10 protein-coding genes and 1 pseudogene are annotated in these 15,187 nt (G+C 45.7%); 3 read left to right on the top strand and 8 right to left on the bottom strand.

Annotated elements, in window-relative coordinates; all coding sequences use genetic code 11:
• Positions 1-544: 544 nt before the first annotated feature.
• Positions 545-2,089 (top strand): hypothetical protein, encoded by a 1,545-nt coding sequence (locus LZU85_RS01690; protein ID WP_237286211.1) that lies wholly within the window; start codon positions 545-547, stop codon positions 2,087-2,089.
• Positions 2,090-2,222: 133 nt separating this feature from the next.
• On the opposite strand, the gene LZU85_RS01685 is transcribed toward LZU85_RS01690, so the two are convergent.
• Positions 2,223-3,347, bottom strand: coding sequence for a helix-turn-helix transcriptional regulator (locus LZU85_RS01685; protein ID WP_237286210.1), 1,125 nt, complete (start codon positions 3,345-3,347; stop codon positions 2,223-2,225).
• 195 nt (positions 3,348-3,542) lie between these two features.
• On the opposite strand from LZU85_RS01685, the gene LZU85_RS01680 reads away from it, so the two are divergent.
• Complete coding sequence (locus LZU85_RS01680; protein ID WP_237286209.1) at positions 3,543-4,739, top strand: adhesin; 1,197 nt, start codon at positions 3,543-3,545, stop codon at positions 4,737-4,739.
• 76 nt (positions 4,740-4,815) lie between these two features.
• Here the strand turns inward: LZU85_RS01680 and LZU85_RS01675 are convergent, their stop codons facing one another.
• The 3 genes from LZU85_RS01675 to norV are packed head-to-tail and all read right to left on the bottom strand — an operon-like array spanning position 4,816 to position 7,829.
• On the bottom strand, positions 4,816-5,157 hold the full coding sequence (locus LZU85_RS01675) for a TehB family protein (RefSeq protein WP_237286208.1): 342 nt from the start codon (positions 5,155-5,157) through the stop codon (positions 4,816-4,818).
• Between the two features lie 28 nt (positions 5,158-5,185).
• Positions 5,186-6,334: an NADH:flavorubredoxin reductase NorW gene (gene norW, locus LZU85_RS01670; protein ID WP_237286207.1), complete on the bottom strand. Its 1,149-nt coding sequence runs from the start codon at positions 6,332-6,334 to the stop codon at positions 5,186-5,188.
• Between the two features lie 10 nt (positions 6,335-6,344).
• A complete protein-coding gene (gene norV / locus LZU85_RS01665; protein ID WP_237286206.1) occupies positions 6,345-7,829 on the bottom strand; it encodes an anaerobic nitric oxide reductase flavorubredoxin in 1,485 nt (494 codons plus the stop codon).
• 203 nt (positions 7,830-8,032) lie between these two features.
• Here norV and norR point away from each other — a divergent pair, with 203 nt between their 5' ends.
• Positions 8,033-9,565: a nitric oxide reductase transcriptional regulator NorR gene (gene norR, locus LZU85_RS01660; RefSeq protein WP_045618930.1), complete on the top strand. Its 1,533-nt coding sequence runs from the start codon at positions 8,033-8,035 to the stop codon at positions 9,563-9,565.
• Positions 9,566-9,609: 44 nt separating this feature from the next.
• Here norR and LZU85_RS01655 read toward each other — a convergent pair whose 3' ends face one another.
• The 4 genes and pseudogenes from LZU85_RS01655 to LZU85_RS01640 form a co-directional block, all read right to left on the bottom strand.
• Positions 9,610-10,452 carry an Mg-dependent DNase gene (locus LZU85_RS01655; protein ID WP_237286205.1) on the bottom strand — a complete coding sequence of 281 codons (843 nt, stop codon included), beginning with the start codon at positions 10,450-10,452 and terminating at the stop codon, positions 9,610-9,612.
• Between the two features lie 10 nt (positions 10,453-10,462).
• On the bottom strand, positions 10,463-10,999 hold the full coding sequence (locus LZU85_RS01650; RefSeq protein ID WP_237286204.1) for a hypothetical protein: 537 nt from the start codon (positions 10,997-10,999) through the stop codon (positions 10,463-10,465).
• Between the two features lie 589 nt (positions 11,000-11,588).
• Positions 11,589-11,984, bottom strand: a pseudogene (locus tag LZU85_RS01645) (siderophore ferric iron reductase); the annotation flags it as partial.
• A gap of 122 nt (positions 11,985-12,106) precedes the next feature.
• Positions 12,107-15,016: a polysaccharide lyase family 8 super-sandwich domain-containing protein gene (locus tag LZU85_RS01640; protein WP_237286202.1), complete on the bottom strand. Its 2,910-nt coding sequence runs from the start codon at positions 15,014-15,016 to the stop codon at positions 12,107-12,109.
• Positions 15,017-15,187 lie beyond the last annotated feature (171 nt).

The raw sequence follows: 15,187 nt of genomic DNA, 5'->3' as shown, positions 1-15,187 counted from the left end.
AAGTATCGTGTCCGCTTTAAGAGTTACCACATTACACTGCATTGATGCTTCCGTTTTACCGCTTAATGCAACGCATGCCAAATCCTCTCTGAGACGATCAACACTCGCGAGGGCAAGTTTGAACAACTGAAAATCCTTGGAAAGCTGGGCAATTTAATATCCAGCAAAGCTTATAATCTTGACGCGGAGAACTGTCGGTTACTGAAGCGGGGTAAGTCGCGAGGAAATGGAACCCATAGCGGTAGCGGTCGTCCTGGCCGTGGAACCGAGCCTTTAATTAATATCAACACTATGCAACTGAATCCACGCAATGATAGGATCAGGCTGGGATGCAGGCCAACAGGTAAGTCTGCTCAGTTAAACAACCTTTCACAGGCGATGTCCAGCTTCGCTTCAGAAGGTTCTTTAGGTGCTTTGGTTGGCTTTGACTTTAAACAGGCCAGTGCTCAGCAGTCTAACTTTGGCGCAATCTCAAACCGCCTGTAATAACCACTGACACTCTGGGCAGAGTCTGGGTGCTGCCTAATGTAAGCTAAAGAGAAAAATGAAACGAAGAGTACTGTGTTTTTGTGCCACGCTCTGTGTGGCGATAGGCTTTCCTGCCGTGAGCCAGGATTTTCTGCCGGTTCAACAGGCTTGTGATAAACGCTATACCAATGATTTGGAAGAGCTGAAAACGACCGAGCCATCGAACTATTATTATTATCATTATATAGCGAGTGGTGGCTGTCCCGGCATTGAGTTAAAAGAGGGGCGTTTTGAGCGTATTAATTACCACTTTGCAAAGCTTGGTAATTTTGATGCTCAGTGGGAGCTGAATAAGGATTATGCGACTCTGGTTGAAAAAGCGGTCGCTGGCTCTATTTCCGCCAGAGCAAAAATCGTTCTGTCCAATACCGTGCCGCAAACAACACAATATAGCCGTGATAAAGGCCTTGAAAAATTGCAACTCTCTGATGATATAAAGCAGCGCTATACCCCGCAGATATTGGAACTTGCAGATAGAGGAGATATCAGGGCACTTCAAGTCGCTATGGCGTATTATTTGCGGAAGCCTATCTCGTTATCTGGTGACGATGATGACGCTTTGATGGCAGCAGAGAGGCTTAAAAAAGCGCGCCGGCTGATGGAGTTGTACGGTAATGATTACTTATGGCTGAACATTTTATACAACAATTGGCTGTTGGAAGCTAAAAATATTAGTTGGTGCGCCGAGAATATCAAAGGTAGGCAGTACTCTTCAGAGTTTGAAAAAGGGCTCTATAGTTTTAGCAGACCACTTTTTTGTCGCAGCGTGTTTAATAAAGAGCTATTTAATGAAATAGAGCTAATGAGTAACGTCAGCCGTCTGCGTTTCTTTAAAGAGCAGGTGGCCTCATTGGAGTTCGATTTTTCCGGTAGTCATCAGGCCAGATTAGATCAACTGAAAAAGTGGGACCGTACGCTTAACAAGCTGGCACTGTTAGCTCATTTTGATGTGCCATTAGTCAGAGAAACTATCGCTTTTTCTCTGATGTCACTACCTTACGAGCCTAACCGTGATCTTGCCGGGTTCTACTGGCTGGATACGGAACATTCCCCTTCTCCGCTGATGCGTTTAGTAAGCAGCATGTATGGCAAAAACGGTTATGACGTTGAGCTGAATGTTGATGAACAAATTATCCCCGAGATTTTGGCGAGCGAAAAATACTTTGGACTGGCATACTCTTACCTAGGCAGAGAAGATGAATTCTACCAGTTTACTTTAAACAGAGTATTGCCAAAGGGCGATTGGATTTCACTCTACACTTTTTACCTTATGTACAAGTATGAGGATACCACTCGTGCCTGGGCGATGATCAAAACATTAGAGCAATATGACGAATATATTGCAAAACAGGTGGAAGAGGACTTTTTTTTAGGCGGGCTTAGCGAACCCGATAAGAAAGCGGTTGAAAAAGCGATGGAAGAAATACGGCCATATCTCCCAGAGAAGAGTAAGGAGCACTTTTCAATGGTATCCTTGCAGGAAGATATAAAAACCTATCTGTTAAAGCAACTGTCGTTGCTTATTGAGCAAGAGGAAAAGAAGTCGAGGCTGAAGGGCTGATTATTTACCCGTCATTTCCCAGCCAAGGCCGAGTGGCAAGAGAGTTGAGTTAAGCACATTCAAGGGGCGCTCTTCGCCCCTATTTTAGATGCGAAAGAGGGCTTGGTTGCTGAACTCTGCTCACTTGAGCGCTCTAACTCAGAGTAAAACTCCGAATGACTTTAGCAACCAGTTCAGCCTGATTACGGGTTGCGGTCTTCGCTAGGCACGCTTTAATCTGCTGTCGAATCGTGTTGCTGGTTGCAGCACGTAGCACGGCAATTTCATCAACCAAAGAGCCAGAGCAAAGTAAACTGGTCACTTCTGCTTCCGCTAAGGTTAATGAAAACAAAGACATGATTTCTTGAGGATGAATTTTTGACCGACTCGCGCAAGCTTGCACCACCACTAAACAACAAGCGACATTGTGTGGTCCAATCGGTGTCACGACTTGGTAAAACCAAGGCTTTAATGTCACTCGATAAACAATATGCGCATCCCAAGCATAAAAACGCTTATCAAACTCTGCGCCAAGGATAGCGGCGGATTGATTTAAACCGAGTTTAAATTGAGCATCTGTCTGCGCTGAAGCGAAGCTTAATCGACGTGAAAAGAAAGTCGATGATTGAAACAACGTGCTGCTAGACAATAAAACTTGAGCCGATGCATTCAAGTAACGCAGCTCAGCATGGTGGTCACAAACAAAAATGGCTTCAGGCAACACATCCAGTAACGCATCTTGAGCGCCTGCCGCGTTGGCCTGCTGCATACGCAGTGACATTCCCAGAGCGTGATCAATATGAGGAAGAAAGGCATTGGCCGCCGCCACCTGCTGCTGAGAATAGTAAGCCGTGTCAGGCCCTGACATAAACGCAATTTCGGTGATCAATGGGCTATCCGGTTTAGCGAGTAAACAGCCAATTGAATTTCTGATTGCCGCAGGCTTCGCAAAATCCGAGTAAATTTCGGAACCAACAAAATCCTTATCATTGCAAACCAAATGGCTAGCATGGAACTGGTTGGCATCATGTTGTGCCAATCCCTGCGTCCACAAATCTACTTTATAGAAATGCTCTTGATAGGTTTCAAAATGGCCAGATTCAAAGCCATGGGCAACAAACCGAGACGGCGAATGATCAACACTCGATCGGCTAGCAATAAATGCGTGCGAAGACCCTAATATTTCACTCAGGCGGACCAACACCTCTTGCCATAGCTCTGGCTTTTCAATGGTGCTGTAAATCTGTTTTACAATATCAATCTGATCAACTTGACTCATATCCACCCATCAACCTAGAAGCAGTCAACTGCGCAAAAAGTATTAAACCCCCACTCGGCAATGTCAAATAAATGTGAGAAATGTTAACAGCATTACCCATATGGGTATTGTTGGGCAAAATTCTCGATGAAATACTAAGCTTGGATGACAAGACAAGGGTTGCCTTGTGCAAAATAAAAACCGATTGGAGCACATATGAAAATACGACTACTAACAGGATGTGTGGCACTTGCTTTGGCTGGCTGCGGCGGCAGTAGCGATTCATCTACCCCGACACCACAAACCAAAACGGGTGTCTTTCTAGATAGTCCCGTTATCGGCATGAATTATCGCACCGCAACCATTAGTGAAGGTGTGACCACAGAAGGTGGCAAATTTACCTATTTAGAAGGTGAAACGGTCACCTTTTACCTTGGCGATCTCACCTTTCCAGCCGTCAAAGCAGCTGCTCAAGTGACGCCAGCTGATATCGGTGGCGGACTCGCTACCACCACCACGGTTAACATTTTGCAGTTGCTGCAAAGCCTAGACGAAAACGGCAATCTCTCTGATGGTATAACCATTAGCGATAGCAGTAAGGATGCTTTTGTCGGCACAGGATTAGATGTCAGCAGTGATAGCTTTGACGCAGACGCTAGCGCCATTTTAACCAGCATTAGTAAAACCTTAGTCACCGAAGAAGCCGCTCAGGCTCACTTTACCGATACCTTAAAAGGCCAATTGACCGGCAGTTGGTTATTGAGTGAAGGCGCAGGAAAGCGCAATGTGCTGACCTTCTTCAACGATAACAACTACATCATAGTGCACGAACATTCCGACATCCCTGACGATGGCGACCAACCTGCAGGCTCGGCAGAATACGGGACTTATACCTACGATCCTGCCACGCAAATGTTGGCGCTTAACGTAATCAGTGAATCGGATAATTCCGGCGGATTAGCAGACGACTTTGGCTCAATCACTCTCGAAGTTCAGGCCACACAAACGACTCTAGACATCACTTTCGCTGATGAAGCCGGTGAGCAGGTTCAATTTAGCAAAATCACCGACAGCAGTAATGCAATGGTGGGTGCTTGGTACTTGAGAGAAGATGACATCAGCAGCGATAACATCTTAACCATACTACCAAATAATCAATATGTGATTGTGCACAGCAATAACCAAGAAGCCTACAATGGCGAAGCGGTTATGGCCACATCCGGCGAATTTGGTCGCTTTAGCCTCAATGGTGGTGTGTTCACCGTCACCAGCATCACTAGCGAAGCAGACGGTCCGGGCGGCTTATATGATAAAGATAGCCCCATGTTTAGCGCAACTGTCACGGTAACAGACAATGAAAGCCTCAACTTTACGAACTCAGATGAGAATTTCACCTTCAGCCGAATCAAGTAAGTTTGAGGCACAACAAGCATAAAACCATGCCGTGTTGGTGGTAACCACTGACCAGCAACACGGCTTCTCATGGTTCTCACTCCGTTTTCGCGTGGAACATCACCTCATTTCGTTTATCACGATCCGACCAGAAGTTGATGTTGAACTGCGCATCGTCGCTCATCTTGATACGATGCCAATATTGTGGCGGACTGGTCGCAAACTGCCCCGCAGTGATCACCACCACTTGCTCTGCTTCCGTTGCCTCTTCGTTGGCAAAACCATAGTACGTGACCGTCCCTTCCATCACGCACAGCTGGCCAAAGACCCCTTGCGCGGTATTGTGGTGTGTCAGCAGCGCTGCTGGCACGGTTTGTTTGGTAAAAAATGGGGTGGAGCGTTGAATCGTCCACTGTTTTGGAATGCGCATATGTGACATCGTCTGCCCTCTTTAATTTGGTTGTTACTTATCCATTCGCGCGCTGAGACAGCTCGCGCAACAATGGGAACGCCTGCGTGACATACTCACCTGTGACCACAAAGCCAGTAAAATCCCCCAGTGGGCTTTGCGCTTTAGCCACAATACCCTCTGGCGACAGCTGCACCTGCCAATGCGATTCTGGCGAAAAATCGCCTGCCAACTGAATGGGATAACTTGGCGTTTTCACCTTCACCATCATGGGGGGGAGCATCAACCGTGCCTCTTGACCAACTAACTGCTTGGCCAACACATTGGCGCTCAGCACAATCGGTTGTAAATAGGGCAACATACGCCCTTCAATTTGCGTGCAATCCCCTAAGGCATAGATGTACGGCTCGGATGTGTTGAGCTGATGATCAACGCAAATCCCTCGTTCAACACTCAACCCCGCTTCTCGCGCCACAGCGATATTGGCTTTGAGCCCCGCCGCGCATAGTACCGCGTCCACAGCAAACTCACGTCCATCGTGCAGCGCAATCGCCAACGTTTGACCCTGCTCTGTCACGCTTTCCACACGGCTGTTCAGTGCCAACTGAATGCCATGCTTCATCAACTGCTGTTCTAATGGCAGAGCAATAAACTCCGGCAGCAAATTGGCTAACAGACGTGCATTGGGCTCCACCACCGTTACCTGTTTGCCGGAGGTTGCCAAATCCAGCGCGATCTCCACGCCAATCAATCCGCCACCAATCACCAACACGTGCTGAGCGCGGCTTAACGGCTGTTCAGCCGCTTGATACTCTTGCAGCGAGTTCAACGTCATCACTTTTGCCAGACCATCCCCACGCATCGGCGGCACGAACGCTTGTGCTCCGGTGGCAAACACCAGTTTGGAATAAGGGTAGCAACGGCCATTGGCCACCACTTGCTGTTGCTGGGTCAGCACGCGTTCGACCTGCGTGTGAGCGTGCAGTTGCACGTTGTGTTCTGTGGCAAATGCCTCGCCACTTTTCACCACCAAGTCCGCCGCAGTTTGACGCTTGCTGAACACGTGGCTCAAATCCGGTTTGTTGTACTCGGCACCGTCATCGGCAGTGAAGATCTGAATTGGGATATGTGCGTCTAAACGACGCACACTTTTGACCAACTGGTAGGCAGCAAAACCACTGCCAATGATGATAATGGGATCGGACATCACCCCCTCCTTACCCTTGGTATTCAACAAAAACGTCTTTGCCTAAATGGCATTCTGGGCAAAGGAAATAATCCGGCACATCGGCCCAAGTGGTGCCCACTTCAATGCCTTGATTGGGTTCCCCTTTAGAGGGGTCATACACCCAATTACAAACGGTGCAAACCATGCATTGGCAATCGGCTGAATGCGCAGCGTCTGCGGTTGACGTGGTTTCTGTTAACGGCTGCTGCGCTTCGATCCCCTCAATTGGTGTTGCTGACTGAAAGGCATTTACGGGCGTACTCAAGGTCGATTTATCTTTAACGGCCCACAGTTTGGCGATCTGCTGACCATGCTCACGACACTCTCGCATCGCTTTTCCATCCGGACGCCACTTGGTTTTCAAGCTAATCGCCGTCTCAAACCCCGCATCGGTTAAACGCGCGTGGATACGATCAACTGCACCACCATTCCAGCCATAACTACCAAAAGCCGCGGCTTTTTTCGCTTTAAAACGCAGCCCGGTGATCTCTTCTAACATGCCGGCGATTTTCGGCATCATCACGTTGTTCATGGTTGAAGATCCAACCAGAATCCCTTTGGAACGGAACACATTGGCTAAGATCTCGTTCTTATCTTGCTTGGAAACGTTAAATACTTTCACGGCAACACTCGGGTCAACGTCGTGAATACCTTGAGCAATCGCATCGGCCATCATGCGCGTGTTGTTCGACATGGAATCGTAGAAGATGGTGATGCGGTCTTCTTGGTAGTTATTCGCCCAAGCCAAGTATTGCTCGATGATCTGGGTTGGATTCTCACGCCAGACAATCCCGTGTGAGGTGGCAATCATATCGACAGGAAGGTTAAAGCTCAGCACTTCCTGAATCTTCGCCGTCACCAAAGCACTAAAAGGCGTCAGGATGTTGGAATAGTAACGAAGGCACTGCTCCATCAACTCTGCTTGATCCACTTCGTCATTGAACAAGCGCTCATCGCAGTAATGCTGGCCGAAAGCGTCGTTACTGAACAGTACTGCATCGCCAGTCAGATACGTCATCATACTGTCTGGCCAATGCAGCATTGGGGCTTCAACAAACACCAGTTGCTTGCCATTACCGATATCAATGCTGTCACCCGTTTTGACCGTTTTGAAGTTCCATTCAGGGTGGTGGTGATGACCAACAATGGAATCAATTGCGGCTTCTGTGCAGTAAATTGGTGTGTTGGGGATTTTCTCCATCAGCGCCGAAAGTGCGCCTGAGTGATCTTCTTCAGCATGGTTAATCACAATGAAGTCGATGCTTTGCAAATCGATTTCCATTTGCAGGTTTTGAATAAACTGCTGGCTAAAGCGATGATCAACCGTGTCAATCAGTACGGTCTTTTCTTCACGAATCAAGTAGCTGTTGTAACTGGTACCTTTGGTCATTTTGTATTCTGTACCGTGAAAATCTTGTACTTCCCAATCGCGTTGTCCTACCCAATGAATGTTGTTTTTTACATGAATCGTCATGATTACTACCTTGCAAAATAAGTGAAAATTTTTTCTTGGTTAAACATCTACTTATTCTTATTGCAGCGACCATGCCAACTTTTAAAACCAATATATTTCAATAAGTTAAAATCAATCCAACTTTTAGCAGTGTCCAAATGACACTATTGAATTTTGTCATCTAGACACTATAATTGTCATATTGACATTATTGGTATGACCTTATGACTTCGCTTATCGCCCAGTGGCTGCACATTACTCAGGACCTCAACTCTGCGCTCACACGCCAAGCGCGATTCGATACCCTGCTCACCACCATTCGCGACGTACTCAATTGCGACTCCTCTGCGCTGCTTTTATTTGAAGATCAACACTTTAAGCCGTTAGCAATCAATGGTTTGGCCAAAGAAGTTCTTGGCAGACGCTTCTCCATTGAACAGCATCCTCGCTTGGAAGCCATCGCGCGAGCAGGAGACATTGTGCGCTTTCCCTCTGAAAGCACTTTGCCCGATCCCTACGATGGCCTGATCACCAACCACCAAGGCAAACTCCACGTTCACTCGTGCATTGGTTTACCATTGCTGATTGATGACCAACTGATTGGTGCCATCACCATCGATGCGTTAGACCCAAACCAATTTGATCAGCTAAAAAACCAAGAACTGCGTTTTATCAGTGCCTTGGCCGCCGGTGGCTTGCATACCGCGCTGCTTTTGGAACAGTTGGAAACCCAAGCCAGCTTGCCGCGTGAATCTTACGCCGAGAAGCGCACGCTCAGTAATGAGATTATCGGTAACTCACAGGGGATGAGAACACTGCAAGATCAGATTGATGCGGTCGCCAACACCGAGCTGTCTGTATTGGTCATGGGCGAAACTGGGGTGGGCAAAGAGCTGGTCGCCAATGCGATTCATCATCGTTCTGACCGAGCATCAAACAACTTGGTTTACCTCAACTGTGCAGCACTGCCGGAATCGGTAGCGGAGAGCGAACTTTTTGGTCACATCAAGGGGGCATTTACTGGCGCCATCAGCCACCGCAAAGGGAAATTTGAGCAAGCCGATGGTGGCACGCTGTTCCTCGATGAAGTGGGTGAATTATCGTTAGAGCTACAAGCCAAGCTATTGCGAGCGCTGCAATATGGCGACATTCAACGCGTTGGTGATGATCGTCATATTCGCGTTAATACGCGTATCGTCGCCGCAACCAACCGAGTTCTGCATGAGGAAGTCAAAGCGGGGCGTTTCCGTGCTGATCTCTATCACCGGCTCAGTGTCTTTCCGTTGCATGTGCCCCCCCTACGCGAGCGCGAAGAGGATGTGATTTTGCTAGCCGGATTTTTTGCTGAACAAGTCAGAGGCAAACTCGGCTTACACAGCGTTCGGCTCTCCCCTTCTCTGGTCGCAGAGCTTAGGGACTACCACTGGCCGGGCAATGTGCGCGAGTTGGAGCATGTCATAAAACGCGCCGCCGTTTTGGCCAAAGCGCGCACGCCGCAAATGGACATCGAACTGATCTCGCAAGATTTCGACATCAAAACGCCGACTTCTCCCATGCTGCCAACCGTTGCAGCCTCGCAAGCTCAACACGAAATTCACAGCGACATCGGTTTGAAACAGGCAACCGACACCTTTCAAAAACAACTGATCTTACGAGCATTAGAGTCTAACCAAGGCAACTGGGCCGCCACCGCAAGGCAATTAGAGCTCGACAGTGGCAACCTTCATCGTCTAGCCAAGCGATTAGGTATTAAGTAACAAAAGGGGCTCAATGAGCCCCGAAACATAACCATGTGCCGAATCTACTGCTCACCTTGGTTTGAGATGAACGCGATCTCGTTCTCAGTAGAGGCATCCACCAAACGAGAAATATCCAATGTTTCGAGTATTTTATGCTCGAAGGTTTCATCCGAAGAAAGAAGCCACTTACGGAATTTTTTCTTAGACGCATTCCCCTCTAATCGATATTTAAACTCAAAGCTCAATATATAGTTATCTTTAATAGGCAAATTATAGAATCTTCTAACGGTATTTTTATAATCGATGTTCCCCTCTACATACTTAGAATAACAGTATTTTCCTATTTTCACAGATTCACATTTTATTGGCGGATATGACCTCAGATACGAACCAAGCAGATAGTCATTTCTTTCTATAGAATCATCGTCACTATCTGGTAAATTCCCCCAAACTTTATTAGCGTATCTATATGCATTTTTCATATCCTCAGTATGCCTTCCGCGCTGGCTTTTATTATCAGGATTTGGGTCGTGATAATAGCCAACATACTCTTCTTCAAGTATACGACCAAGGGATTCAACATCATCAATGTTTTCTTTCACTTGTTTTATTCTAACGATAGCAAGTAGCAAACCCTGACTATTACATGGAAATAAAGGATTCTTAATGTCATTGCTAAATCGATAGGACACAAAACCAAGATGAACAATTTCTTCATGATCCTCATTAACAAAAGTGTCATTAGATATAGGTAAAGACACACACACCGTCTCATAGACAAAGCTAGAGTAATTGTTTGGAAATGAAAATTCGTAGAAATAATCATCTATTTTATATTGAGCTAGTTCTAAGCTTTCAAAATTAGGCTTACCTCTAAAACCATCTCGAAAGTTTTTAATAAACATAATATATCTATCACTTAGCGGAAATAGCGTTTAACTGGGGATCGACCAAACGAGATATCTCGAGCGTTTCAAGGACTTTATGTTCAAACGCTTCATCCGAAGAAAGAAGCCACTTGCGGAATTTTTTCTTAGACGCTTCGCCTTCTAAGCGGTATTTAAACAAAAAGCTCAACACATAGTTGTCTTTGAGCGGAAGGTTGTACACTCGCTGGAAAATATGTTTGTAGTTAATATCACCTTCAACGTACTTAGAATATGTCTGTTTACCAAGAGTAAGAGATGTACATTTTATTGGCGGATAGGCCCTCATGTAGTTCCCTAAAATATAGGTATCTCTTGATTTCTTATCCTCATCATCCGAATAATCATCCCATCTTTTCTTTGCATATTCAAAGGCGTGATTCATATCCTCTGTATGCCGACCACGCAACGTTCTTTCTACTGGTACAGGATCATGATAAAAGTCTAGATATTCTTGTTCTATCACAGCGTTTAACGATTCAATGCCATCAAATGATTGTGGCACTTTTTTAAGCCTCACGATCACTAGCAGTAAGCCTTGGCTATTATAGGGATCGATGGGGTTAATAATGACGTTGTGAAATCGATATGAGAAGAAACCCAGATCAACTTTATGCTCAAAAAAGTTGGGATCAGTACAGCCATTAAGTACGTCTAAGTTCGTTTCCTGAAGATAGTATTTAAAACTAGAGTAATTATCAGGAAACGAAAATTCATAGAGATGATCATCAATTCGATATCGAGCATGAGCTCTGCTTACAAAATTGGGTTTTCCTCTAAAACCATCAATAAGATACTTAATAATGATATTTTTCCTCTGATAAAAATCACCATCAGCCCTTTAATGACATTCGCATTCAGTTTTATGGATTTGTCAAACAGGCTTGTCATTGCAAATATCAATACTAAATTAAAAATTCACAGCCTCAGATCAAATGCTCATTTCATTCAGAAAAATGAGACGTACTTAAGTCACCTGTGAAAGTAACTATTTTGTAGATTTCATGTGACTCGCATTAAGTAATAGGCACCAGCATTCACCTCCTCGCCCCTTTCAAACTCAACGTGATAGAGTCGATCACCAAAACACTGGCATTCCCCCAACTTACAAGCCTTTAACGTTTGTTCGTGGAAAGTCTGGGGCAATCTTGGCAGAGGGTTCCGTTGCTGCACTTGTATGCTAAACAACAGCTCATCCTAATGTGTTTGAGCCTACCTTCAGTTTCCTCTTGGATGAGACTCGCTAAGTGTTTGTCAGATAAATGAAATGCATCCAACCAAAGTTTCGCTTGCTGCTCGATATAGCCATTGTCGAGTTCAGGTCTCATGGCTTGAAGCTTGATCAGACAACTTAAAATCAAATCGGCGAGCAAGTGGTTGCTAAATCCGGGGCGAATTCGTGTCCAGTGGTTGATTTGTTGACGGTATTGTTCAAACAAAGTTAATAACTGCTCACCAGCTCTCGGGACCAATACCTCCGGTTCGCCATGCCAGTGCATTTCAGAGGCAAAGCGGTATCCCGCACCACCAAAATAGCCGAGTAGCCTACATCCCTAACACGGGCATAGATTTCGTTACAGCCTCAAATAGGAGCAGCTTCCTGCTCCTATTCTATCGTTGCCGAGATGAGTACTTACTTCAAAACGAGATGTGGAGCTTTGTTCTCACCATCATGTTCTCTTGTCGAAAGCCCTATATACCCGTTTTGTAGATCCGGATTGCTCAACACTAAATCCAAGCTTGTTGCTCCATTCAGTTGGTTGACAATATCTGTAATGTCTAACTCAATCCATTTGTCTTTTTCTTCATGAACCAAGCTAAGAACATTCGATGTAGCGGCACCCTCAATAGCTGGCAACCTATTCCAGGTCATTGTTTTTTCAGTCCAGTCCCCTACTTCTACGGCGTATGCTTGTAAACGTACATGGGCTTCACCTCTCGCGTTGACGTTTCGCAAATAGATTTTGAGCTTGGCGGAAGTTGCTTTGTTTCCCGCTAGACTCGTCATATCAAAACGCAGCAAAGATTTGTATTTTAGATGATCGTAAAGCGTGTGATTTTCAACTCCCATGTAGCTGTTCGTACCAAACACCTTATCAGCCTCTGTCCCACCACGAACGAATGCATCCTGTCCGGTGATGATCACTAGCCCAGTATCACTGGCCATTTTATCTGCCGCTGCTTGTTTCTCTACTGCTGCGCTGTCTGCACTGGTATCTTCTTCTACTTTGGTTTGAGCAATTTCATCTAAAACTGCTTGATTGTCCGCTCCCTTATAAAAAGGGAAAGTGATACTGCTACCTTGTCGTTCCGGTTTACCTTGAGTGATTACAAGTTGAGTCACGGCCTCACCTCTTGCTTTGGAATCGAGCGTAAGATTCACTTTAGCGTACACCTGATCAGGGGTAGAAAGCGTCACGACTGGTTCGCTGCCACTTTCATCCAACAGTACGATGCTTGGCTGATCAACACTAAGTGTTAAGTCACTGTTCAGGACGATAGACCCCGCCTGATGGAAAACTATTCCGCTGACTTTCAGTTCATCGTGGCGTACAGCCTGAATGCGCGTACTGTTTTCTAAGATAGCTATCGGCAAATCAAGATAGTAAGTAGCTGTTTCTTCGGCTGTTTTACCAGGAAGAATAATGTATTGATACGCGCCATTATCTGGTTGGACACCGTGTGGAATACGTAAGGTAAAGACATCCTTGCTCACTACTTCAGCAGACTGGCCACTGTTGATCCGTTGCCAAGAGCCGGTTTGTGTTCGATTGGACAGCATTCGCTGGCCCTGTTCCGGAAAAATGTAGCCCACAAGATCGTGATGTACCCAATTAGCGTTATAAATGTCGTGATTTCCTTGGTCGAGCGGAGTGCCATCGACGGTGACGGTTCCATTTAACAGTGTCTGATTTAGAGTCGTATTAACGTTTTCGCTATGTGTTGAGTGAATTCCCGCCCCCAAAGCAACGACCTCATCGTTAAAGCTAAACCAAGCTTTTTTCGCTTTGGTATTACCACCACCTTCGATTAGTGGGATCCTCTTGCCTCTTTCCTTACTTGTGTCAGACTCAATTCTTTCCAGATGGGTGATATTTATGTTCATATCCATCGCACTGACACCAAACTTATCATTGGAAACACCACCGACAAAAGAAACATCTGGTTGCATAATTTCCCCCCACCAAGCTGATGCTTCTTCATACTCAGGTGCCGTGACACCAGGAATCAGTTTCCAGTCCCAAACAGGGAAAATATTGTGGTACTCATCCCCACGTTGCATCAAGAAGGTGCTGCCAAAGCCTAGCCAATAGCCTAAAAGGTTTTCACCATTACCTGTTTCCGTCGGTTCGATACGCTTAGAGTTCATCTTAATGCCAAACAAGTGATCATCTGTCACCTTTACAGAGTAATCGCTGCGCCAAAAGTGCTTAAAGCCGTTGATACCGGATGGTCCATCGTTATAGACGTGCTCCTTGAATACCAACGCTTCCGCTGCTCGCTCTGGGGAAAGTGCCGCGACCATGTCCATCGTGGTCATACTATCCAGCTTGATCTGCTGTGCGCCTTCTGTAGGTTGAGTAAGCGGTGCATTTTCGCGAGTAATACTGCGTCCGCTAACGTTGTAATCCAACGTATTACTTCGGGTCATCCAACGCATACCATCCAGATAAAAGTTCGTGAGAATGTCGATCTTTTCTTGACTGAACTTCCACTGCAAATCGTTCACATTATAAGCCCATCGAATCACAGGATTGAAAAACGATTCCCCGTAACCACCAGTGTAAAGTTGCTTGCCATGCTGTTGAAAAGAAAGATCTTCTTGTATCCCTTCCTCCGTAGAAATAACGATAGTACCCTCGATATCTTTGAGTGCAGTGCCCACCAGATCACTGTCTTCTGTCAATAGGCCACGGTAAAGAACTCCCATAGCAATATCGGTGCGATTGGCACCAGTCAACTTCCACGAATCCTGATGACCGATTCCCCATGGCAAGATATTGGCGGTTTCAAAGCGCAAGTTCAACGGTAGACTTTCACCCAACATCATGCCTACAGGGCCAAGGAAATTGGGCTTACCGATTTCTTCCCACCACCAGTGTGCGCTCGGGTCAACTTGAAACCAATAGGAGAGTGCTTTAATCGCGGCTTGCTCAAATTCGCTATTGCCCGTCTGCGCAAAAGCAGCTGCTATCACGCGAAGACGTTCAAGGTGCAATTTCGATGGCCAGTTCTTTCTATCAGTACTTGCGTAATCTATCCCTTGCCAACTGCCGTCATCTTGCAATGCAATCAGATACTCTTGGGCTAAAGATGACAATGTACCACCGTTTTTAGCGGCACGTTTTTCTTCACTGGCAATTAGATCTGGAACAACCCTACTTTGTAACTTTTGGAAATCGCTGCTGACTTCAGCCACAACCGCGCCCTTAGCCATGTTTGAAGAACTTGAGGTTTCTACATACTTGTACTTCACCTCTTCATGACACCCGCTGATTGCAAACAACGATAGTGTGAGTGCCGACAGTTTAAATCTTTTCATTCATACCCCTTTTAAAATCCATTGTTATTTAATTTAAAATTAATATATTAAAATTATGAAACATCATTTCATTTATAGAAATAAAATATACTGCATTTTTGATGGGACAACGTTTCAAAGGTTTGTGAACGTGATGTGTATCCATAGATTCAAATGAAATGACGATCTTGA

This window comes from Vibrio floridensis, from assembly GCF_021852965.1.
GTDB lineage: Bacteria > Pseudomonadota > Gammaproteobacteria > Enterobacterales > Vibrionaceae > Vibrio > Vibrio floridensis.
This window is presented reverse-complemented; position numbering and strand designations above follow the sequence as displayed.